Annotated in this window: 19 protein-coding genes and 1 pseudogene; 15 read left to right on the forward strand and 5 right to left on the reverse strand. The window is 38.4% G+C overall.

Going from position 1 to position 23,135, the window contains the following annotated elements; genetic code table 11:
* Window positions 1-13: 13 nt before the first annotated feature.
* The 5 genes from M5E07_RS07130 (at window position 14) to M5E07_RS07150 (ending at window position 3,566) form a co-directional block, all read left to right on the forward strand.
* Window positions 14-757, forward strand: a complete 744-nt coding sequence (locus M5E07_RS07130; protein WP_252223730.1) for a HesA/MoeB/ThiF family protein — start codon at window positions 14-16, stop codon at window positions 755-757.
* 48 nt (window positions 758-805) lie between these two features.
* Window positions 806-2,104 (forward strand): ABC1 kinase family protein, encoded by a 1,299-nt coding sequence (locus M5E07_RS07135; protein ID WP_252223732.1) that lies wholly within the window; start codon window positions 806-808, stop codon window positions 2,102-2,104.
* Window positions 2,105-2,186: 82 nt separating this feature from the next.
* Window positions 2,187-2,567: a dihydroneopterin aldolase gene (gene folB / locus M5E07_RS07140; protein WP_252223370.1), complete on the forward strand. Its 381-nt coding sequence runs from the start codon at window positions 2,187-2,189 to the stop codon at window positions 2,565-2,567.
* Window positions 2,524-2,973 (forward strand): 2-amino-4-hydroxy-6-hydroxymethyldihydropteridine diphosphokinase, encoded by a 450-nt coding sequence (locus M5E07_RS07145; protein WP_252223372.1) that lies wholly within the window; start codon window positions 2,524-2,526, stop codon window positions 2,971-2,973. Before folB ends, M5E07_RS07145 begins: the two co-directional genes overlap by 44 nt.
* 65 nt (window positions 2,974-3,038) lie before the next feature.
* Entirely contained in the window at window positions 3,039-3,566 is a 528-nt protein-coding gene (locus M5E07_RS07150) for a COG3650 family protein (protein WP_252223374.1), read from the forward strand.
* A gap of 69 nt (window positions 3,567-3,635) precedes the next feature.
* Here the strand turns inward: M5E07_RS07150 and coq7 are convergent, their stop codons facing one another.
* Together coq7 and M5E07_RS07160 are read right to left on the reverse strand one after the other, a co-directional pair.
* The gene (coq7, locus tag M5E07_RS07155) at window positions 3,636-4,271 is read right to left on the reverse strand and encodes a 2-polyprenyl-3-methyl-6-methoxy-1,4-benzoquinone monooxygenase (RefSeq protein WP_104442025.1); all 636 of its coding nucleotides are present in this window, start codon (window positions 4,269-4,271) and stop codon (window positions 3,636-3,638) included.
* 4 nt (window positions 4,272-4,275) lie between these two features.
* Window positions 4,276-5,595, reverse strand: a complete 1,320-nt coding sequence (locus M5E07_RS07160; protein WP_252223376.1) for an MFS transporter — start codon at window positions 5,593-5,595, stop codon at window positions 4,276-4,278.
* Window positions 5,596-5,796: 201 nt separating this feature from the next.
* Here M5E07_RS07160 and M5E07_RS07165 point away from each other — a divergent pair, with 201 nt between their 5' ends.
* Both M5E07_RS07165 and M5E07_RS07170 read left to right on the forward strand, forming a co-directional pair.
* Complete coding sequence (locus tag M5E07_RS07165) at window positions 5,797-8,568, forward strand: autotransporter assembly complex protein TamA (RefSeq protein WP_252223378.1); 2,772 nt, start codon at window positions 5,797-5,799, stop codon at window positions 8,566-8,568.
* A gap of 32 nt (window positions 8,569-8,600) precedes the next feature.
* Window positions 8,601-13,121 carry a translocation/assembly module TamB domain-containing protein gene (locus M5E07_RS07170; protein WP_252223380.1) on the forward strand — a complete coding sequence of 1,507 codons (4,521 nt, stop codon included), beginning with the start codon at window positions 8,601-8,603 and terminating at the stop codon, window positions 13,119-13,121.
* 173 nt (window positions 13,122-13,294) lie between these two features.
* Here the strand turns inward: M5E07_RS07170 and M5E07_RS07175 are convergent, their stop codons facing one another.
* Window positions 13,295-13,531 carry a hypothetical protein gene (locus M5E07_RS07175; RefSeq protein WP_252223383.1) on the reverse strand — a complete coding sequence of 79 codons (237 nt, stop codon included), beginning with the start codon at window positions 13,529-13,531 and terminating at the stop codon, window positions 13,295-13,297.
* 291 nt (window positions 13,532-13,822) lie between these two features.
* Here M5E07_RS07175 and M5E07_RS07180 point away from each other — a divergent pair.
* The 8 genes and pseudogenes from M5E07_RS07180 to M5E07_RS07215 all read left to right on the forward strand — a co-directional run.
* Window positions 13,823-14,052 (forward strand): annotated as a pseudogene (locus tag M5E07_RS07180) (transposase); the annotation flags it as partial.
* A gap of 197 nt (window positions 14,053-14,249) precedes the next feature.
* Window positions 14,250-14,453: a hypothetical protein gene (locus M5E07_RS07185; protein WP_116759482.1), complete on the forward strand. Its 204-nt coding sequence runs from the start codon at window positions 14,250-14,252 to the stop codon at window positions 14,451-14,453.
* A gap of 138 nt (window positions 14,454-14,591) precedes the next feature.
* Window positions 14,592-15,026 (forward strand): I78 family peptidase inhibitor, encoded by a 435-nt coding sequence (locus M5E07_RS07190; protein ID WP_116759480.1) that lies wholly within the window; start codon window positions 14,592-14,594, stop codon window positions 15,024-15,026.
* 111 nt (window positions 15,027-15,137) lie between these two features.
* A complete protein-coding gene (locus M5E07_RS07195) occupies window positions 15,138-15,497 on the forward strand; it encodes a hypothetical protein (protein WP_252223385.1) in 360 nt (119 codons plus the stop codon).
* Window positions 15,498-15,742: 245 nt separating this feature from the next.
* Window positions 15,743-16,012: a hypothetical protein gene (locus M5E07_RS07200; protein WP_252223387.1), complete on the forward strand. Its 270-nt coding sequence runs from the start codon at window positions 15,743-15,745 to the stop codon at window positions 16,010-16,012.
* 295 nt (window positions 16,013-16,307) lie between these two features.
* Window positions 16,308-18,947, forward strand: coding sequence for a bifunctional aconitate hydratase 2/2-methylisocitrate dehydratase (locus M5E07_RS07205; protein ID WP_116759474.1), 2,640 nt, complete (start codon window positions 16,308-16,310; stop codon window positions 18,945-18,947).
* A 63-nt stretch (window positions 18,948-19,010) separates the two neighbouring features.
* Window positions 19,011-20,003, forward strand: a complete 993-nt coding sequence (locus tag M5E07_RS07210) for a hypothetical protein (protein WP_252223388.1) — start codon at window positions 19,011-19,013, stop codon at window positions 20,001-20,003.
* Between the two features lie 123 nt (window positions 20,004-20,126).
* Window positions 20,127-20,348, forward strand: coding sequence for a hypothetical protein (locus tag M5E07_RS07215; protein ID WP_252223389.1), 222 nt, complete (start codon window positions 20,127-20,129; stop codon window positions 20,346-20,348).
* Window positions 20,349-20,488: 140 nt separating this feature from the next.
* Here M5E07_RS07215 and M5E07_RS07220 read toward each other — a convergent pair whose 3' ends face one another.
* Entirely contained in the window at window positions 20,489-21,946 is a 1,458-nt protein-coding gene (locus tag M5E07_RS07220; RefSeq protein WP_004695721.1) for a DASS family sodium-coupled anion symporter, read from the reverse strand.
* A gap of 333 nt (window positions 21,947-22,279) precedes the next feature.
* Window positions 22,280-22,765 carry an Lrp/AsnC family transcriptional regulator gene (locus M5E07_RS07225; RefSeq protein WP_116760938.1) on the reverse strand — a complete coding sequence of 162 codons (486 nt, stop codon included), beginning with the start codon at window positions 22,763-22,765 and terminating at the stop codon, window positions 22,280-22,282.
* Window positions 22,766-23,135 lie beyond the last annotated feature (370 nt).

Here is a 23,135-nt window from a genome sequence, read left to right on the forward strand (position 1 = left end):
AACAGACGAAGAAATGCATTTATATAGCCGACAGATCTTGTTGGACGGTTGGGATTTAGAGGCGCAAGAAAAACTAAAATTAGCCAATGTTCTGATTGTAGGGTGTGGTGGAATTGGCTGTACGGTTGCAGAGTTATTGGCACGTGCAGGGGTCGGTAAAATTATCCTAATTGATGCAGACCATATTGAAATGAGTAATTTGCAGCGGCAAATTGCATTTACTCAATTGGATATTGGTTTTTATAAAGCTGAGATTTTGGCGAAACGTTTAGCTCAAATTAATCCGCATATTCGGGTGGAACATCATGTTGCCAAACTCGATGAAACCAATGCCGTATCATTGATCAGCGAACAAGATTTAGTGCTCGATGGTTGTGATAATTTCACCACGCGTTATTTGGTTAACCAAATTTGTAAACAGCAGAATGTTGCCTTGATTAGTGCATCTGCCATTGGTTTCCAAGGACAGTTATTCATGGTGGAGGGGGATTCGGCTTGTTACAACTGTCTGTTCCCTAAAGAGCAGCATGACAATGAAAGTCTACGCTGTGCAGATTCGGGCGTACTTTCGACTACCCCGAATGTGATGGCCAGTTTACAAGCGCATCATGCTTTATTGTATTTAGGGCTAAACCGTATGCCATTACTGCAAAAACTGTTGCTCTGGGATGGTTTAAGTATGAAACAACGAATTTTGGCATTTGAGAAAGATCAAAATTGTCCAGACTGTCAGGCAAGATCGTCCTTAAAGTCTTAATTTTTTGTTAAACTCTGCGCTATGCATTTTTAACCAAATTTAAATATGATGAAAAATAATATCTGGCTAGATGGACTGCGTTCCGTTGCCCGTATGGGGGAAACCGCAGTTGTTGCGGCAAAGGCGGGCTTTAAATACGCCACTGAGAAGCCCAGTAATGCCAAGCTAATGCGTGAAACCTTTGAAGATTTAGGTTCGACTTATATTAAATTAGGTCAGTTTATTGCAAGTACCCCTTCGTTATTTCCGCGTGAATTTGTCGAGGAATTTCAAGGCTGTCTAGATCAGACACCGTCCTTACCGTTTAGTTATGTTCAACAGGTTTTGGCTTCTGAGTTTGCTGGTCGTAATTTAGATGAAATCTTTGCTTCAATTGAGGAAAAGCCACTAGCTTCAGCATCAATTGCGCAAGTACATGCTGCAAAGTTGGTCACAGGGGAAGATGTTGTGCTCAAGATTCAAAAACCGGGTGTAGAAACGATTCTATATACCGACTTGAATGTATTGCATTGGGCGACCAAAATTTTAGAAAAGGCAGTACCCAAAGTTAAATTTGCTTCGTTAGCAGACATTGTTGATGAAATTAAAACGCGGATGGTGCGCGAAGTTGACTTTATTGAAGAAGCGCAAAATATTGATGATTTTGTCAATTATCTAAATGCGACCAATAACAAAGCGGCAACTGCACCAAAGGTTTATCATCAATTTTCAACCCGCCGTGTCTTGACGATGCAACGTTTATTTGGCGTCCCTTTGACAGATTTTGAAGTGGTAAAAAAATACTCTAAAGATCCATCGCAAGTGCTTATTACAGCAATGAACACTTGGTTTGGTAGTCTCATGATGTGTAATAGCTTCCATGCGGATTTGCATGCAGGTAATTTAATGCTGCTTGAAGATGGGCGTATTGGTTTTATTGATTTTGGTATTGTGGGGCAATTAAAACCTGAGGTTTGGACAGCCTGTATGGCATTTATGGATGCACTACAAAGAACAAACTATACGCTGATGGCTGAAAGTATGCTTGGAATGGGTATGACAGATGTCGCTATTGATACTCAGGTTTTAGCTGCAGATTTAGAGCGCTTGTTTAGTGGTGTGTTATTGGCAGACCCACACGAAATTTTGAGTTCTAATCCTGCGGACTTAAATGACATTATGATGGACATGGTTGCTGTTGGTGAGCGTCATGGTATTCGCTTCCCGCGTGATTTTGCCTTATTGTTCAAACAAATGCTGTATTTCGATCGATTTATGCGCGTCCTAGCACCTTATACCGATATTTATGCAGACCAGCGTTTGCAAATGGTGCAAACTATTGATCCAAGTTTGATGTTGAAAAATTAATATTCAAATTTCTACTCTGCTATTCATGGTTAAAATGCAATGTGCCTAAGCCATGAATAGTTTGAAATTTAAGGATCATATTATGGATGCGATAGTCATTGAAGGCTTAAAGGTGAATACTGTGGTGGGTTGCTTCAATTGGGAGCGACAGATCGTTCAACCTTTAATGTTAGATTTGATGATTCATACCAATTTAGAGGTAGCAGCCAGTTCGGATGAACTTGAAGACACATTAAATTATGCTGAAATTTGTAGCATTTCCGCCGAAGTCATTCAAAAAGCTCAGCCTAAATTAATTGAACATGCTGCAAAATTGGTACTTAATGCGCTTTTTTCTACCTACCCTGCGATAGAATCGATTAAAATTACGATTCGTAAGCCTGCCATTATTGCAGAAGCCAATTCTGTAGGAATTCGTATTGAACGCCACCGAAACGATTTACGCCTTAGCACTGGCGAGTAATCTTAATCCCCAGCAAAATTTTCGTTATGCCTATCATCAGATATGTGAGCTTGGTACAGTTGAGTTTTCCAAAATTTATGTGATTCCATGCCGTGATGCTGTGGGAGCCGATTATTGGAATGCAGCTTGCCTATTACATTCAAAATTAAACCTTGAGCAAATTATTGCACAATTAAAGCAATGGGAAGCTGATACAGGTCGTGTTCGTCCATCTCATCAAATATCATTGGATGTTGATCTGATTGCATGGGGAATGTCGTTAGGGCGGATGCAATTTAATCCTAAAAAAATGCCTTTAGCACTCGATGTGAAAATTCCGATGGCGGATGTGTGGTCACATCCAAGTTTTGCAGACTCAAAGCATCAGTTCCCCACAGTGAAATGCCTTGAGGTTGTTAACATATAAAAACGCGGCTGTTCCATTGACTATTTTAAAATGAACATTGAAACAGCTATAAGAGATTCGCTGTTATGAAAATTCATCTTTTTCTATGTACACTGCTGAGTGGTCTAGTTGTGGGATGTAGTTCAACTGCTCCCATTGAAAATACAGAAACACCATCACCACCGATTTCTACAACAAATTTGGCTGGTGACGAAACGATGCTGCATGCGCTCAAACAAGCTGTCTATTTGTCTCTTCAGGAGCAGCCTTTATATCAGTACGCATTCTATGATTTGAATCAAGATGGTATTCAAGATGCGGTTGTGATGTTGAAAGGTACAAACTGGTGTGGTTCAGGCGGATGTACAGTATTGGTTTTTCAGGGCATGAGTCGTGAGAAATTTCAACCCCACAGTAAAATGACCGTAACTGATGTACCTATTGTGGTTTTAAATAGCAAGACACAAGGTTGGTCAGATTTGTCAGTTTATTCACGTGGTTCAGGACAAGTCATTCTAAAATTTAATGGTCGAAGTTATCCAAGTAACCCTTCACTTGAACCCAAATATACAGGTAATTTACAACAGACTGGAAACAGGGTTTTGATTCAATAACCAAATTTGAAAATGTAAAAAGCAGTGTCATTTGGCACTGCTTTTTTACTGCAAAATATATTGAGTCGGTTAAATAAAATAACTGGTTTTAGTCATGAGTTTTGAAATGGCGGTCATCGTCATGCGAACAGGCATAGGCAAATCCACACCACCAGCATTGAGCGCTGTATCACGATGATGCAGCTCATCTTCATTCATTTGTTCTAGAATTTTACGAGAACGGTTATCTTGAGCAGGAAGTTGACTAATATGATGTTGTAAATGCAAACTCACTTGGCGTTCAGTTTCAGCCACAAAACCTAGACTGTATTTGTCACCTGCAATACCAGCCAGTGCCCCCATCCCAAAAGACAAGCTATACCAGATTGGATTGAGCAAACTGGTGTGGCTATCAAGTTCTTTTAAGCGATCTTCACACCATGCTAAATGATCTTGCTCTTCAAGAGCTGCCTTTTCCATTTCACGGCGGACATTCGGCAGTTTCGCAGTGAGAGCTTGCCCGTGATATAACGCTTGAGCACAGACTTCACCACTATGGTTGACACGCATAAGTCCTGCCACATGACGTGCTTCACTTACAGCCAATTGTGTTTCTTCTGGAACAGCGGGATTTTCTCGCTGAGCTGCTGTCGTCCCTGGAACGAGACTACGAAGTGCTTGGTCAAAAGAGTTAATGAGCTTATCAATGCCCGTATAGTGACGCATAGGGTTAATCCTCTAAAGAGACTTGAGCTGTGTTGAGTAGTGGTTTTAAACGAACCAATAGCCAAATGCTAAATATTGCACTCAGTACAGCGGTAATGCAGAACAGTATTTTAATATCAATTTTTAAAATACTTAAAATGATAATGGAAAAAATAGCTGAGCTAACCATAAACACAGCATTTAATATGTTATTTGCAGCAACAACACGTGCACGGTGTGAGCGAGGTGAATAGGCTTGCATCATGGCATACAGTGGCACAATGTAAAAACCTCCGCTAATTCCAAGCAGAGTAACCGCTAACATCACATGGTAATAACTCCAACCTTGTTGGAATATATCAGCAAGATGTAGAAGTTCACCAGTTCGAACTGGAACAAAAGCGAGACTGGCAGCCAAATATAAAGCAAATACAGTTAAACCAATTGCGCCCATCGGAACCATTTTTAAATTAACTTCTGTTCCACCAATTCTGCGGCATAACAATGAGCCAATACCGATTCCTACAGAGAAAAAGGTCAATAGAAGACTGACAACATTTTCAGATGCATGCAAATTTTGCTGTGTTAGTTGCGGGATTTGGGTTAAATAGGTTGCTCCATAAAACCAATACCAAGAGTTACCTAATAGCACCAAATAAATGAGCGGAATGCTTTTCGCATACTTTAATGTTTGAAAACTGGTTCTGAAAAAGTTCCAATCAATCTTTAAATCAGGCGTAGTGACATTCTGTTTCAGAATAAAACGACTAGAGAAGTAACCCAAAATAGCAATCATAACAATGGTCAGGCTAATCCAGAATAAATTACCATCCGAAGCAGAAATGACTGCTCCACCCAAAATCATACCAATCAAGATCGCCATTGAAGTACCTGATTGAAATAAGGCATTCCCTGACATTAACTCATTGGGTTTTAAAATTTCAGGCAAGATTGCATATTTAATAGGGCCAAAAAAGGTTGAGTGCGTGCCCATGAGAAAAAGAGCGAGTAACAATAACCATAACTGTCCAAGTAAAAATCCGGCACTACCAATCAGCATGATGATAATTTCAAGAATTTTAATACCACGCACCAAGCGCGCACGTTCATATTTGTCCGCAATTTGACCTGCTGTAGCTGAAAAGATGAAGTACGGCAGAATAAACAACAGCGCTGCAAGGTTGTTTAATGTGCTCACACTGGCACTTTGTTGGTTAATCCATCCGTATGTAATCACCAACAATAAGGCTTGTTTATAAACATTGTCGTTTAATGCACCTAAAAATTGAGTCATAAACATCGGTAAAAAACGACGAGTGCTTAAAAGATGTTCTTTTTTTTCCATGACAATGTGAACTTCATAAAGTTTTATTAAGAAATGTGAGCATCTGGTAAAATAGCCATGAAAATCATGTATGATATTTTAATCCTATGCTGTGGTGAAAAAATCAATAAAATTGAGTTCTTTAGCCAGTGTAAATTTTAAACTTTTCATTACAAATACGAAGGGCTGTTGATTAGACCCATCATGAGTTTAGAGTATTCTATGCTTGTAAAAACCAATTTTAAAAAGTCGGCTTTAACCCTAAGTATGAACTCTATCTTGGAGTTGAATCATACCAATAAAAGTTTGTGTTTGAGCGCTTTTTTAATGTTTTTTGCCCAACATGGCTTCGCTCAAGAGATGAGTGTGGTACAACCTGAAAATGCAGCCACATCCCATATTGAGCAGGCGGCTAAAGATGAGCTGAATGCACAAATTCAAGCAGAAGCACAGACGCAGAATTTAAGCCGAGCTGAGCAACTTACAAAAGTTGAAAACGACCAGAATAAAGTTTCAGCGCCCGATAGTTATGCAATGTTGCAACATCAAGTGCGGCATAGCGATCAAATTGATACCTTTAAGCCAATTACCTTTGATGATTTGGAGGAGCTGCCTGAAATACCAGTCGATCAGGGTATGGCAAATGAAATTTATAATGTAGCCAAAGAAGCAAAAACTGAAGCCGAAAGATATCGTGCGGGTCAGACACAAGAAGTAGTAATACGTAATCCGACTCCGCAGGAACTGACCGAAATTAATCAGGCGCCAGTAAACATCGATCAATTAATGAATCGTATTCAGGCGGACAGCCAAATTGTCGTAGAGGCCAATGAGTCGGGTAAAACATTGCCAGAGTTGGGCTTAGTCACTGAACCAGTCGTAGAGGAAGAAAAAAGCTTTTTTAAACGTTGGTATTACAAACTAAGACCCTCTAAAAATGATTTAGAGACAGCCAAAGTACCTCGGATTAAAGCTGAGGTCATTATTGTTGATGCACAAAATACGAATCCAGATTTACCAGACAAAGAATATCAACAGGCACTTTTAAATTTAAAGAATAACGTGGGTGCGAAGCTGTCTAGCTTTACGCAAGAATCCTATGGTGATTTTAATGCAGCCTTGCCACAATTAAAAAGCTTATCGAATTTGTCGGCGCAGGCTGTAGGCTTTTATCAAGCTGAGTTTAAGTTTGAGAAGACCAGCGAAAGCCGCGTTAAAGTCAGTATTAAACCCAATATGCCCGTCTTGGTTGATAATCAAAATATTGAATTTAGTGGTGTTGGTGCAAATAACCCTCAATTCCAAGTCATTAGTGTGTTACCTGATTTAGACATTGGCGACGTATTAAATCACGGGTTGTATGAAAGTACGAAAAAGCGAATTGTAGATGCCGCTTCAAACAATGGTTACTTTGATGCCTATTGGCGATTGCATGATGTGAAAGTTGCACAGCCTCAAAATTTGGCAGACATTAATTTGCGTTTCGAAACGGGCGAGCGTTATCAATTAGCTGGCGCAGAATTCCGCATGAGTGATCCTGCTAAGCCATTTCCACTAGATATGGACATCTTGAAAATGATGGTGCCATGGGAAGATGGTGCCGATTATGCTTTATGGCGTGTGAATACTTTGGCAAATAACTTGACCAACTCACGTTATTTTAACTACACCTTAGTTGATGCAGTACGACCTGACTTAGTTGAAGTGCCTTTAGAACTTCCGCCAGATTTACAAGCGTTAGTCGATCAAGAAAAAATTGCAAGTAGTAAACTGCAAGCTCAAGATCAAAACGACGTAAACTCTGCAAAGGAAGTGACACAATCTGTTGTAGATGAAGATCAATTTGCTGGGACAAATGAAAAGGAAATGGATCCTGAAATTAAACAGCAAAGAGTAGCTCAAGAGTCACGGGTGGAAGAAGAAGAACGGCTGAAAATACAAGCACGCGATGAGAAAAAAGTGCCTGTTATTGTGACTTTAAACGCAGACCGATTAAATAATGCTGAAGTTGGTGCAGGATGGGGTTCTGATACAGGTGCGCGATTAAGAACAACCTATCGTCGTGCTATTGTAAACCGCAGAGGCCACTCATTTGATGCGAACTTAGAGTTATCTAAAATTCGGCAAGCAGTTGATACGCGCTATAACATTCCTTATAACCATCCGCTAAATGATTACATTAGTCTGGTGGGGGGATACGAACGTGAAGAACGAGATGGTGTTGCACAAGGTAATAGTTTAACTATCGAATCTGCGGTTGTCGGAGCAGATCGTATTATTAAGCGTTCTATGGGCAATTGGCAGCATACCTTTGGTTTACGTTATCGATTAGACCGCTTAAGCCAGAATGGTGTAGTGGATGAAAGTGATATTCCTGATGCATTTTTAGCAAGTTCGGATACAGAGCAACAATCGTTGTTGGTAGGTTATGAAGCTTCACGCGTAGATTCAGATAAGCGGGTAAATCCAACCAAGGGCTTTCGACAAATTTATAAAGTAGAAGTTGGAAGTGAAGCGCTTTTATCTGATGCAAATATGGCGATATTAAATGCAGGCTGGCGATTCATTTATTCATTAGGTGAAAATAATGACCATCAGTTTATAGGTCGTAGTGATCTAGGCTATATCGTGACTGAAGACTTTAATAAAATTCCTTATAATCTTCGGTATTTTGCGGGTGGAGATCAGTCTATTCGCGGTTTTGACTATAAGAGTTTAACGCCCGAAGTGGATGGTTATAAAATTGGGGGGCAAGCTTTAGCAGTTGGTTCACTCGAATATAACTATCAATTTAAAGACGGATGGCGCGCAGCATTATTCAGTGACTTTGGTAATGCGTATGATAAAAACTTTAGTAATGATACAGAATATAGTGTTGGTCTAGGCATTCGCTGGGCATCTCCGATTGGGGCTTTACGTATAGATGTTGCGTCGGGGATTTCGGATGAAGACCATCCAATTCGCGTGCATTTCTTTATTGGTTCACCACTTTAAAATTTAAACTTAATTTTGTACTTGAGAAGGTTATGGCTGAAGTAGAACAGCAAAAACAAGAATTACCCGAATCACCATTGCCTAAAAAGCGTCGTGTTATGAGGAGTGTGCTTTTAACGCTGCTTCTTTTGGTGATTTTGCTTGTATCTGCTTTCGCTATCATGTTTTCGACCGACAAAGGAAGTAAGTTTCTTCTGAATCGCGTGTTGGAACGTCAACATATTATTCATTATGAATATGAAGGTGGTAATCTTTTAAAAGGTATTATTTTAAAAAATATTTTGGTGACCTTGTCTGCGGTTGATGTAAAGATTGATCGTGCAGAAGTGACTTTAGGGTGGAGAGCTTTAGTACATAAAGAAGTTCATCTATATAATGCCGATGTCCGTAATTTACAGGTCATCACCAAAACACCACCGAGTAATGAGCCTTTTCAGTTTAAAGAAATTCGATTGCCATTTACCCTCCGTTTAGATCATGTCGATGTCGATCATTTATTGATTAAAACACATGCGTCCTCTGTGAATTTTAAAGATATTGAGTTAAATGAAGCGCTTTGGTCCAACACTAAATTAGAGTTTGAAGACTCTAGGGCAGATATGGGCTATCTAGCCATTAAAAATGCGACTGGAAACATGGATTTTCAGGGTAAATATCCATTACATGCCAAGGCAATAGTGAATATTCCAGCATTAAATCATAGTTTAAATGTTCACGATATTCAGGTTGTAGCAAAAGGAAGTTTGGATACGATTACAGCTGGATTTGCGACGAATACACCTGATTTACTTTCAGGCTGGGGGGTCGTGCATCCTGTTCGTAGTCATGTTCCTATGTTTGGACAATTAAAGTTCGAAAATTATCACTGGCCATTACTGACCGATCAAAAATTATTTACCCAAGCAGGTGTTCTTCGTTATCAAGGGGATATACAACGTCTCAATCTTGGATTATCGACTGATTTAACAGGACAAAATCTTCCAAAAGGCAAATATACTGCGGTCATGCATACTGACTTGGCGCATCAACTGAATATTGACCAGTTTAATGGTCAAGTGATGAATGGCACAGTTAATGCCAAAGGTCTAGTCAGTTGGGAAAAGCATGTACATTGGGATGTGCAGGGACGTTTAAATAAAATTAACCCTAAAGATAAGTTAATTCCTCAAGTAGTTAAAGATTTCTTACCACCAAGCCTTGATGCCAAAATTGCGTCGACTGGTCGCTTAGAAAAAGGGTTACATCTAACAGGTTTGGTTGATTTTGATCAATATGAAACTTGGAATTTAAAATTAAATCAGAATGAAGCGAAACCGAAACGGCCTCAACCCATGTTGCTTGATGTTGCATGGAAAAATATTGACCGTGCCATGCCTTATATTGGGTGGTTAAAAAGTGATTCAGGTGATGTTCAAATTCGCTTAGTCGAAGGTCAGCAAAATGTAGTGGTTTCTTCGGCGATTGGTCAGCATGAATCGGCTTTACTTCCAGCGGGTCAATATAAAGCGCAACTCGATATTAAGAAAAATATATTGAAAGTGCCAAGTTTCAGTTATGTTGCCAATAAAGGGAGTTTGAGTGGGCAAGCCAGTGTAATTTTGCCTACAGATAAAACCCAATTGAAATGGGATGCTAAGCTTAAGGCTCAAGATTTCAACCCACAAACTGTCGTTGCCGCTGCACCAGTCGATTTAGTCAATGGTCAAATACAGGCGAGTGGATATGCAAAACCGAATCAACATATTATTGAGCTTAAAGCAATTAATCTGGTTGGGCATTTACCACAACAGGCTCAACAAGAAACAGTACAGCTCACAGGTAAAAGTACCGTAGCGGTTCTTTTCCATGATGTTAAAGCCGGTGGTGGCTTCAAAAGCTTCGCTGTAAATTACGATGGTGCCTTAAAATCGAGCAAGATCAAAGAAAGTAGTGGACTGTTAAAAGTTAAAGTTTCTGGCACACCGCTACTTCTAAAAATTGATCAATTTCAACATGATGGCGCCGCAGGTAAAATTCTTGCACAAGGTAAAGTTGATTTAAGTAAGGGCATTGGATGGAATGTCAATGCTTCTCTGGTTCGTTTTAAACCACAGTATTTTGTCTCCACAGTTCGTGGTGAAATATCTGGTATTGTGCAAACGGAAGGTTTTTGGTCTGATGCACTTAAACGTATCAATATTCAGAAATTAAATGTAGCAGGCTATATTAATAATAAAGCTGTGCGTGGTACAGGTAATTTGGCTTTGGTTTTAAATAACACCCAAAAAGGCTTTTTACCACAGCAATTTGAAGCCAATAATTTGTATATGTCTTATGCAAATAACCAAATTCAAGCGACAGGCAATGCACAAAATTTAAGACTTAAAATTAATGCACCTGCATTATACGAACTGTATGGTGGCTTAAGAGGTAGAGCTTACGGCTATCTTAATATACAGTCACAACCGCGGTTACAGGCAACGGCAAATCTTACAGTTGATGATTTTAGAGTAGGTAATATTCTCAGTATGCAAAAATTACGCGTACAAGGTCAGTTACCAACTTCTGAAATTACACCAACATTGCTTAAAGCTGAAATGACAAATTTACGAAGTGGCAATAGAGAAATCCAACAAGGCGTGGTTTCACTTGCTGGTACAAGAAAAGCACATGTATTAAAGGTTCAAGGTAACAACCGATTTAGTAATTTTTATGTACAGCTTGCAGGTGGGTTTAATGGTAATAACTCATGGTTAGGTCAGATTCAAAAAGGTGATTTTGACTCAGTCCGCGTTCGTTTAGTACAACGTCAGAATGCTTCGGTGGTGTTCAATCAAAATACGACAGAACTATTTGTGGGGGCACATTGTTGGGCAAGTCAGCAAAGTGAGCTGTGTTTTGATCAACCCATCCGAATCAGTAAAGCCAAAGGCAATATCTCTTTTGTGACCAAAAACCTTGACTTAAACGACTTCGCTGCATTTATGCCAGAAGGTTTAGCAATTACAGGAAAGGCCAATGGTTATGCGAAAGCAGCTTGGGCGCAAGGCAGTAAACCTAAAATCGATGCGCGAATGGTATCGCGTCAAGGCATAATTGGAATTGCTGCTGAGGATCCTCAAGATACGGCATCTTCATTGAGATATGACGAAATTTCAGTGAATGCGAAAAGTGTTGCGCAAGGACTACAGCTTCGTTTAGATGTAAAAGCACCTGAAATTGGTACGGGTTATACCAATGTCATTATCGACCCTTTCAAAGCAAATAAGCCTATACAAGGTGAGATTGCGTTTAATGAAGTGCAACTAAAAGTCTTTAAACCATTTATAAAAGATATCCGTACTTTAAGTGGAACACTTTCTTTTGCAGGGAAAATTGGTGGTGAGCTTTTGGAACCACGCTTAACAGGCGAAATGCGTTTAAAAGATGGTGTGATCAGTATGATTTCACTACCTATCAATTTAACCAATGTTCAAGTTTATTCTTCCATTCGTAATGACCATGCCATTATTAATGGAGCATTTAATAGTGGTCAGGGGGTTGGTTTACTTACAGGAAATGTGGACTGGAAAAATGAGCCACGTATTCAATTACATTTAAAAGGCGATAATCTATTAATTCGACAAGCACCTTTAATTACGGCATTAGTTACCCCAGACTTTAGTTTGGATGTTATGCCTTTCCAGAAAAAATTAGTATTAAAAGGTGAGGTTGACGTTCCGCGTGCGTTAATCTCGATGCCTGAATCTTCTGCTCCAGTGGTGGATGTTTCTTCTGATGTTCGAATTGTACAAGAGGGACAAGATCAGTTGGCAATCTTAAAGTCAGCACGTCCTTGGGATATTAAAGCGGATGTGATGATTAATTTAGGCAAACAAGTTGTCTTCCAAGGCTTTAATAGTCGAATTCCATTGGTAGGACGCTTATATTTATCACAACGTGGTGTTGAAACAGCAATGCGAGCGAATGGTGCGATAGGTGTAAGTCAGAAGGTTAAAATCGAAGCCTATGGACAAAGTCTCGATTTAAATCGTGCAATTGCGCGTTTCAATGGCCCTTTGTCCAATCCAACCTTGGATGTCGATACCAATAAGATCATACAAGGAACCATCGTCGGAGTACGTGTTACGGGTACAGCAAGCAATCCAAATATTCAAGTTTACAATGACGGTAGTTTGACTGAACAAGAAGCCATGAATGCATTAATTACAGGGCGTATTAATGAGGGTGCGAATAATATTAATCAGACTGAAACATTTAAGTCTGATGTAAATAACACCATCGCAGCAGCAGGAATTAGTATGGGCTTGGGTGGAACAAGAGCCTTTACTAATCAGTTGGGGCAATCCTTTGGTTTAAGCGGTTTGGCGCTAGATGCTCAAGGTACAGGTGATGATACTCAAGTGAGTGTAACGGGGTATCTTACGCCAGATCTGTATATTCGTTATGGGGTCGGTGTGTTTACACCAGTCAACAAATTAACATTACGTTATCAAATCAATCAAAAATTGTATTTGGAAGCGAGCCAGTCAGTCGATCGTGCTGTAGATTTCTTCTATAACTGGCGTTTCTAAGTCACGGAAATCATATTTTTAGTAAGATACTGTTTATAATCATATTATTGTGGATTTAACCAGTATTAAGAAATACGGATGCAGACTGTTAAGTAATTTCAGATTAAAAATACAAAGGTTTAACTTGTAGACTTTGTCTGAAATGACACTTAACAGGTCTATGGATATCCTACTTATTGGGAACTATCGCCGCCGTTATGAGTTGGATGTTGAGATTCAGTGGCTGAATGTTCTGCAGTGCTTGTTGGTTTTTGGGTGACTTTGGGTTCGCGGTTAGGCATATACTCTGGATCGCTTGACATCGCTAAATATAAAAAAGAAAAAAAGATGGTCGTGATAATTCCAACAATAATAATAAATTTCCAACCCAATACTGTTGATTCGCTGTCGTTAGAAGAAGGTGTTTTCATAAAAAGCCCAAATGGGAAAAAGGCTATGTATAACACAAAGCTAGTGCTAGGTGATAATTGGTTGAAAAAATAATTTATGTCTTTTAGTTTGATCCCAATACTTAATGTTAGTCGAGCCAAAAGAAAGAAAAGGACGAAATAAAACCTATTAAGGGCTGTTTAATGTAATTATACGAATCATTACAGGATGTATTTAAAGTTTCATTCGTATTTACAGATTAGCTCTGAATATCAGTGATATTCGAATACAATAATAATCTGCAATTGGTAAAACCATAGTGATATTACGAGATTAGCTATCAAAAAAGTAATAACAGTTTTCATCTACTCATGGATAGTACAGGTTTAAAATACCTGAGCGAGGGGGAGGGGAAATATAAGAAGCATCAGTCGTAATATCACTGTTCATGGAGTAAATTACATATCGGTATAATGGGTGCAGGAATCTTTCAAATATATAAGTTTCAGCTCACTACAAATAATGTTAGTTTGATTCAGAAGTAGTCAGAGATTTAATACATTCTTTTTAAAAATATAGCTTCCACTACGCCCTTTATATTTTAACGAGCTTCGAAAAAGTATTTCCATCGTACTTGAGGTGATTCATCTAGATCAAGAAAACCTATAGATAACAGACACTAGATATCTAAAATCAATTAAACCATATGAAGAGTAGGTGTATAGTGATTGGACTTGCTAATTTTGAGCGATAATCACCATGCCAATCAAATTTGTACTGCGTTTTGCAGCGATTTTATTTTCTGTTTTAATCTTGGCGGCAATAGCTATTCAATTTTTCTTCAATCCTGACTATACCGTGATCTTTTGGATCTTCTCTGTACCTTTCATTTTGGGTATACCAATTTTAGCTTCTGTAGTTTTAACGAAAAATGAAGAACTTGATATTTATTCAGTGAATTAAAATTGTTGTATAAAATAAGTTTTAAGCATAAGAAGCTCATCATTTGATGGGCTTTTTTGATGGATATTTAGCAAAAATCGCACAGTTTGTTTTCAATATTTTTGCTATGTTAATCTTTTATTTAAAGAAATATCCTTTATGAAAAAAATCGTGATGCTTGGACTGATTATGGCGGCTTTGTCGGGTTGTAGCACTGCACAAAAGAGTGAAACTGTAAGACCAAACGTTGGTATGGCAAATCCTGCAAGTACTTTTTGTGTTGAACAAAATGGTAAATTAGAAATTAGAAAAGAAGCGAATGGTGAGGTTGGGTATTGTCATTTACCTAATGGGCAGATTGTTGAAGAGTGGGAATTTTTCCGTGCAAATCAGGCAAAATGTGTACCTGAACAAGCGGCGGCTTTGGTTGGGCAGAGTGGCTTGACCGAGGCGCAAATTAAACAAAAAACGAGTGCACATATCGTACGTTTAGTTCAACCAGATCAACCTGTGACGATGGATTATCGTGAAGACCGTGTTACGGTTACGATTAATCCGAAAGACAATAAAGTGGTTCAAGCGAGTTGTGGTTAATTTGTTCAGTGAAATAAGCCCAAATCAGGGCTTTTTTCACATTTGCAGCTTGTAATAGTTCTTCATTTTAAAAAGTTTGACTATCATAGAGCGCAAAATTGGAGAGTATGCATGAAAAAAGTTTATTTTTTGGCTATTGTGGCAGCATTAGCTGGATGTTCTGAAAAGAAGCCATTAACGCCTGAAGAACAATGGCATGGTTACTGTACCAGTATGGGTAATGCTGCACGTTCAATTATGCTTGATCGTCAAAGTGCTATTGAAAAAGATAAAGCCATAGAACACGCGAATAAAATTGATGATGAATTTACCAAAAAGTTCATTTTGGGGATTATTGAACAAGTCTATGCCTTGCCAGAAGAGCAAATTAAACAAGATAAAGACGCAGCACGTGAGCAAATTAAGGCACAAACTACAGAGAAATGTTTGGTAACGCCACATGATCAATTGCCAGAGTATAAGCAGTTTTAATGAGCTATAACGGATAAAATACAATCCTTCCTGAAAATTTAAATGCAAAATGTAGCCTTGTGTAATAGTGATACAGGGCTTTTTTGCTTGGGTAGGTTATCCATATAACAACATAGTTTTATTTATGATCAATAAAATAGCCTAAGCATATTTAAAATATATGATGAATGAGATTTGAAGATATAAAAAACTAGCAATTTTAAACAATAATGAAGGCAGAATAATAGCAACCAATGAGGTGAGAGATGGAAGTTGTTGGTTATTTAAATCACGCAGATTTACTTTCACAAGGTGAAACACATTGTATGATCATCACGGGTAGTCATTATGTGCTCAGCCTTGGCGATAGAGTTTCTATACAACACTCAATTGATGCAGATTTAAAGCTCTATGCTGTAAAAATTTCATTTATTGGCACACAGCATTTTATGCTGCATGAGGATGAAGTTCAGATCAAATTTGAAGGGGATAAATCTGCCTTGGTGGAGTATTTACGAGAAACCACTGTCCACTAAGGTTGAATATTTATCTGGAGTAAAAAAAGGCAACATAAGTTGCCTTTTTTTGTTTTTGAATGGCAGTTCAAAGTTAATGTGAAAAAAGTCCAAACGATCTGACTGTATTGTTGTTTTTATGTGCAATTGATATGAGCATCATTTAGTTAGAAAATAATGGGCATCACGAAGAAACACTTGTAGCGCATTAACTTTTAACTGGAATTTTAGTAAAATCAAGCAGTCCATATTATTTGCGTAGCTTTATTTAAAGCAGGAATGCGTAAATAATTTTTTAAAAAAGAGGAATAACACCGTGCTAGAAGCTTACCGCCAACACGTTGCAGAACGTGCCGCACTCGGAGTCCCACCGAAGCCACTTGATGATGCTCAAACAGCTGCATTAGTTGAATTATTAAAAAACCCACCAGCTGGCGAAGAAGCATTTTTAGTTGATTTACTAGAAAACCGTGTTCCAGCGGGTGTTGACCAAGCTGCATACGTTAAAGCTGCTTTCTTAGCTGCTTTGGCTAAAGGCGAGGCGACCTCTCCATTAGTTTCTAAAGAACGTGCGGTTTACTTACTAGGTACTATGCTTGGTGGTTATAACGTTGCTCCTTTAGTTACTCTTCTTGATGATGCTGCACTTGCTGAATTAGCGGCTGAAGCATTGAAGAAAACTCTTCTTGTATTTGATGCGTTCCATGACGTTGCAGACAAAGCGAAAGCGGGTAATGCGAATGCACAAGCAGTTATGCAATCGTGGGCTGACGCTGAATGGTTTACTAGCCGTAAAGATGTTCCAACTGAAATCAAACTTACTGTTTTCAAAGTAACTGGCGAAACCAACACTGACGACTTGTCACCTGCGCAAGACGCATGGAGCCGTCCAGACATTCCATTGCACGCAAATGCAATGTTGAAAAACGTACGTGACGGTATCAACCCAGAAGTTCCTGGTGAAGTTGGCCCATTAAACCAAATCAAAGACTTAATCGCGAAAGGCAACCAAGTTGCTTACGTCGGTGACGTTGTTGGTACTGGTTCAAGCCGTAAATCAGCAACCAACTCTGTACTTTGGTTCTTCGGTGACGAAATTGCTCACATCCCGAACAAAAAAGACGGTGGTTACTGCTTAGGTTCTAAAATCGCTCCGATTTTCTTCAACACAATGGAAGATGCTGGCGCATTGCCAATCGAAATTGATGTTGCAAACATGAACATGGGCGACGAAATCGTTCTTAACATTGATCATGCTGCTGCAAAAGTAACTGCAACTAAAGACGGTGCAGTAATTGCTGAAGCTGAATTAAAAACTCCAGTACTTCTAGACGAAGTGCGTGCCGGTGGTCGTATCAACTTAATCGTTGGTCGTGGTTTGACCACTAAAGCGCGTGAAGCTTTAGGTCTTGCTCCATCTACTTTATTCCGTACTCCAGTTCAACCTGCTCCTACTGGCAAAGGTTTCACTCAAGCACAGAAAATGGTTGGTCGCGCATGTGGTCTTCCAGAAGGTCAAGGCGTACTTCCAGGTACTTACTGTGAACCTAAGATGACGACTGTTGGTTCGCAAGATACCACTGGTCCAATGACTCGTGACGAATTAAAAGACTTGGCTTGCCTAGGTTTCTCTGCTGATCTTGTTATGCAATCTTTCTGTCACACAGCAGCGTATCCAAAACCAGTTGACGTTCAAATGCAGCACACGCTTCCTGATTTCATCATGAACCGTGGTGGTGTGTCTTTACGCCCAGGTGACGGTATTATTCACTCTTGGTTAAACCGTATGCTTCTTCCAGATACAGTTGGTACTGGTGGTGACTCGCATACTCGTTTCCCAATTGGTATTTCATTCCCTGCGGGTTCTGGTCTTGTAGCGTTCGCTGCTGCGACTGGTGTTATGCCATTAGACATGCCTGAGTCTGTACTTGTTAAGTTCAAAGGTAAAATGCAACCTGGTATCACACTACGTGACCTTGTACATGCAATTCCTTACGTTGCGATTCAGCAAGGTGACTTAACTGTAGAGAAGAAAGGTAAGAAAAACATCTTCTCTGGTCGTATCCTTGAGATTGACTTAACAGAAATGGAAACTGACCTAACTGTTGAGCAAGCATTCGAACTTTCTGATGCGTCTGCTGAACGTTCTGCTGCGGGTTGTTCTATCACGCTTTCTGAAGAGAAAGTTGCTGAATACCTGAAATCAAACATCACAATGTTGAAGTGGATGATTTCTGAAGGTTATGGCGATGCGCGTACTATGGCTCGTCGTGTTGAGAACATGGAAAAATGGTTAGCGAACCCATCACTTCTTAAAGCTGATGCTGACGCTGAATACACGAAAGTGTATGAAATTGACCTTGCGACAATTACTGAACCAGTTCTTTGCTGCCCGAATGACCCAGATGACGCTAAATTGCTTTCTGACGTTCAAGGCGTGAAAATTGACGAAGTATTCGTTGGTTCATGTATGACAAACATTGGTCACTTCCGCGCAACTGGTAAGTTGTTAGAGAAAGTTCCTGGTGGCGTACTTTCAACTCGTTTGTGGATTGCTCCTCCTACGCGTATGGACGAACGTCAATTGATGGAAGAAGGTTTCTACAATACTTATGGTAAAGCTGGCGCGCGTACTGAAATGCCAGGTTGTTCATTATGTATGGGTAACCAAGCACGTGTAGCTCCGAACACAACTTGTGTATCGACTTCTACTCGTAACTTCCCGAACCGTTTAGGTCAAGGTGCGAACGTTTACTTAGCGTCTGCTGAACTTGCATCTGTTGCTGCTGTACTTGGTAAATTACCAACTCCAGAAGAATACCAACAGTATGCAGCTCAAATTGATAGCATGTCTGCTGACATCTACCAATACTTAAGCTTCGACAAAATGGGCGACTATACTGACGCTGCTGCGAATGTTGATACGAAGAAAATTGCTGCTGCTCAGTTGACTTAATTGATTGATAATTAAGTTTTAATGAGTTAGAAATAAGGGCTGATTAATCAGCCCTTATTTTTTATGACAGATAATCCATTTGCATTCTATGAAGAACAATTAAATAATTTGAAAAATAAATTGATTGAAGCTAATTGTGAAAAGCTAGAAATTATAGAAAAAAGCTTTTTAGTTAAAGGAATAATGGTGAAAAGTTTAGATTATTATCATGCGGTTGGTCTGGTCTTAAGAACTGATCGAACAATTGATAAGATAATTTCTCTAAAACAAGATAAAGATGGTTTATATAATTGGAATGATTTAAAAGAACGAATCCCAAATGTTTTTGGCGTGGGTTATTTTTCTTATGAAAATTATTATTTGATGGTCAGTCATTTTTTTAGAAGAGGTTACGATCAATTAAATAATTTTACGCCTTCATTCATTGATGAATTTTATAAATTAGACAAAAATCATATGCATGCTTCTTTATCTTTAGATGATGATGCAATTCGTATTGATGAACCAAGACCTTATTTTGAAGCAGATGCTTGGTTTGGTGCTCTGTTTCAAAATAAAATTTCTCTAATTGAAGATGGAATAATTAAATGTAGACCACCAATACATCAGAAACCAAACTTTGTTAGACGTTTATACAATAATAATTATTCTCTTGATATGAAATGGAGTACGAAAGGCAATATTAAAACATTTCAATTATCTGAGTTTAAGGATGAATCAGTAACAATTGCAGTAGAAGGGCAAATTAGGCATCCCGTAAGATATATTCATGCTGAATATAATTTAGATACTAATTCATTTCAGCATTTTGATGGTGCTATACATTTTTATAATAAAAATCATTACTTGGAGAAAAGAGATAGTGATTTGAATTATGAATCCAAATATGGTGCGAATTTTAAAGCAAAATCGAAAAAATTATTTAGATTAGATGGTGTTATAACTGTTGAGCAGTGGTCAAATTTAACAACACATTTCTTACACGGAAATCCATTAATTATTGAGTATTTTACGGGTGACTATCCGCAATATGTCAAAAAAATACTAAATATATAAAGCTAGTATTCTTTGATTTTTAAAAATTAAACCATCAATAAGTAATTCATTGATCTTTACACTTCACTTATTTCATCGTTTAATCCCCACATTGAAAACTGCTTTAAAAGTAGATCTAAGCAAATGGCTAAACAATCTCGATTCCTATGTATTGGTGGTTTCCTCAATGGAACTCAAGTGAAAGACCAAGGCGATAGCTTTATCTGTGTGGAAAATGACAAACAAGTGACCTATCGAAAAATGGAAATTTTCCATCAAGACTCATGGGATCATGACTATTATGTTTGTGAAACCACGACAGACCAACAAGCACGAAACTGGGTCTATGACATCGAGTCTAATTAATCAAATATATTTTTATTCAGTGAGTAAAATTATAACGAAATTTCTGTAATAGACAGACATTAAAAGCCCCCTTATTCAGGGGGCAGGTTGTATAGATATTACTATACTTATAAAATTTTAATTTTGTTATAGATATTAAATTACCAATAGCCCAGCATCTTCCACCAAAGTCCGCCCAATACAATAAAAATAGCTATATTGATAATGCTCATAGCAAAACCAGCTTTCCACCATTCACCAAGTGTGGTGTAGCCAGAACCATAAATAATAGGGGAAGTACCTGTTGCATAATGAGTCAGCGTCATCATAATGCTTGATGCTGCTGCCATAATCAGTGCAAAGAACATTGGAGGAGCACCTAGTGCGATACCTGCAATGTAGAATGCTGAAAACATAGCGGTAATATGTGCAGTAGTACTGGCAAAAATATAGTGGGCGTACATATAAGCAAATAGTAAAAGCATGGAAGCAGGAACCCACGTTAAGCCAAGCTGTCCAATGCTAGTTTGTAAAACACCAGAAAACCAAGCGATTAAGCCGAGCTTATTTAAAAAGGTTGCCATCATGACCAATGCAGCAAACCAAGTTACCGTATCCCATGCGCTCTTTTGAGTTAAGACATCATCCCAAGTTAAAACTCCTGTAAGCAGAAGGAGTGATAAACCAATAAATGCGGTTGTGGTTGGGTCTAAAGTCCACATATCACCTAACAGCATGGCAGGAATACCTGCCCAGAGTAATAATAAAATTCCAAATACAGCCAACATAATCATTTCATGTAAGGTAATGGGCCCCATTTCTTGTAAACGGTCTTTGGCAAATTGTGCAGCATTTGGTGTTTTTTTAATTTCAGGTGGGTACATAAAGTAAAGCGCAATCGGCATAAATGCTAATGCGACAACACCTGGTAAAACCATTGCCAATGCCCATGTGGTCCAACTCAAATGGATTTGACTATTGGTCGCTTTCGCAATGAGTTCAACGACTAAAGGGTTAGGTGCAGTAGCCGTAATAAACATGGCAGAAGTAATAGGATTTGAATGGTAATTGACCAAAGCAAGATATTTACCAATTTTACCTTCAGTGCCTTTTTCTGGATCAGAATCAAAACTCGTTGCAATCGAGCGCACGATAGGGTGAATAATTCCGCCTCCACGTGCTGTATTACTTGGGGTAACGGGTGCAAGAATGAGTTCAGATAATGCAAGGCTATAGCCAATACCAATGGTTCTTTTGCCCCAAACTGCAATAAAGTAATAACCTAGTCGTGCACCTAGCCCTGTTTTTTGTAACCCTTTTGAAATCATGATGGATATACCAATCAACCAAATAAGAGGGTTAGCAAAGCCACTTAAAGCATCTTTGATGGCATCGCTAGGGTTATCTGCTGTTACTCGGGTTATCGCGACCAGTGCTATCGCGATAATCGAAATTGCACCAATAGGCATTGCTTTACCAATAATGGCTGAAATAACACCAATAAACATCGCAAATAGAAGCCAAGCATTTGCAGAAACATCTTGCGGAATTGGAATGAGAAACCAAATAATAAGGGTAAGTGATACTGAAATTATGGTTGGTATGAGTTTGAATCCCATTGAATCGTACTCCAAAAATATAGTTATTATGTGATTTATAATGAACAGTGATTTTGTTGAAGTCTAGTGTGCTTAACATATTGTCAATAAAAGAAAGATTTCAATTTTGTCTAGCGAATGATTGACTTCAATAAGAATTTAATGCTGCTCAATTCATTTATTCTTAATAGCAGTTTATATGTTTATTATGAATCTATAGTTTCAAACAGACAATAAAAAACCCCACTTTCGTGGGGCTAGTCGTATAGCTCTCGCTATACTCATATAAGGCTCATCTCATACTGAGCATATTAAAACATACATCTGCATGAATTGCAGTAAAAGAGTTATGGATTATTCAATTAACATTAAATCTGAAGTTGTTGCAGATTTAAGTGGTCGTAAAGCAAACGTCGAGCGAGTATGTCGAATTCCTTTAATCGAATACAGTTTTTTCCTTAAAAAACGTTCATAGTGTTCAGCATTTTTCACAGCAACTTTGACTAAATAATCATAATCTCCTGTAACCAAATGAGCTTCAATCACTTCGGGAATGTCTGCTAAAGTTTGGCTAAATTGCTCCAAAATTTCATCGTCATGCCGTTCTAGCGTGATTTCGATAAAGAATAATTCATTGATGCCAATTGCCTTTGGATTAATATTGGCGGTATAGCCATCAATGATTTTTAGAGTTTCCAAACGTTTTAAACGTGTCCAACAAGGGGAGGAGGAAAGTCCAACTTCATCTGCGAGTTGTGCAACTGTAAGTCTACCGTTTTGTCTCAAGGCAGATAAAATCTTCCGATCAATTTTATCTAGTGTATATTCTGTGCTGTTCAAAATTCATTCCATAGAAGAATCTTCTTTAAAATATAAATATACTTCATTCTTATGCTGAAATTTTTTTAAATCACTTTAAATACAGCAGATAATTGTGCAAGTTAATGATTAAACTAGATATATAAATTATCACTGAATGGGTTAAAAGTGATAATTGAACCAATAGCATCTTTAGGGAAGGGTGACTTAAAGATGCTATTGGTTCATCTTATGACTCACTTTCTTTGCATAATCAGTGAAATTGATCACAACCTGTATAATCATTGACAAAAATTCTTAAAAAAAATATGGATTAAATTTTTGAGCATTTATGGTTTTGTTATAACCTATATTCTAATTATATCTTATTGATTTAAATGAAATCATAATT

The organism is Acinetobacter tibetensis, assembly GCF_023824315.1.
GTDB lineage: Bacteria > Pseudomonadota > Gammaproteobacteria > Pseudomonadales > Moraxellaceae > Acinetobacter > Acinetobacter tibetensis.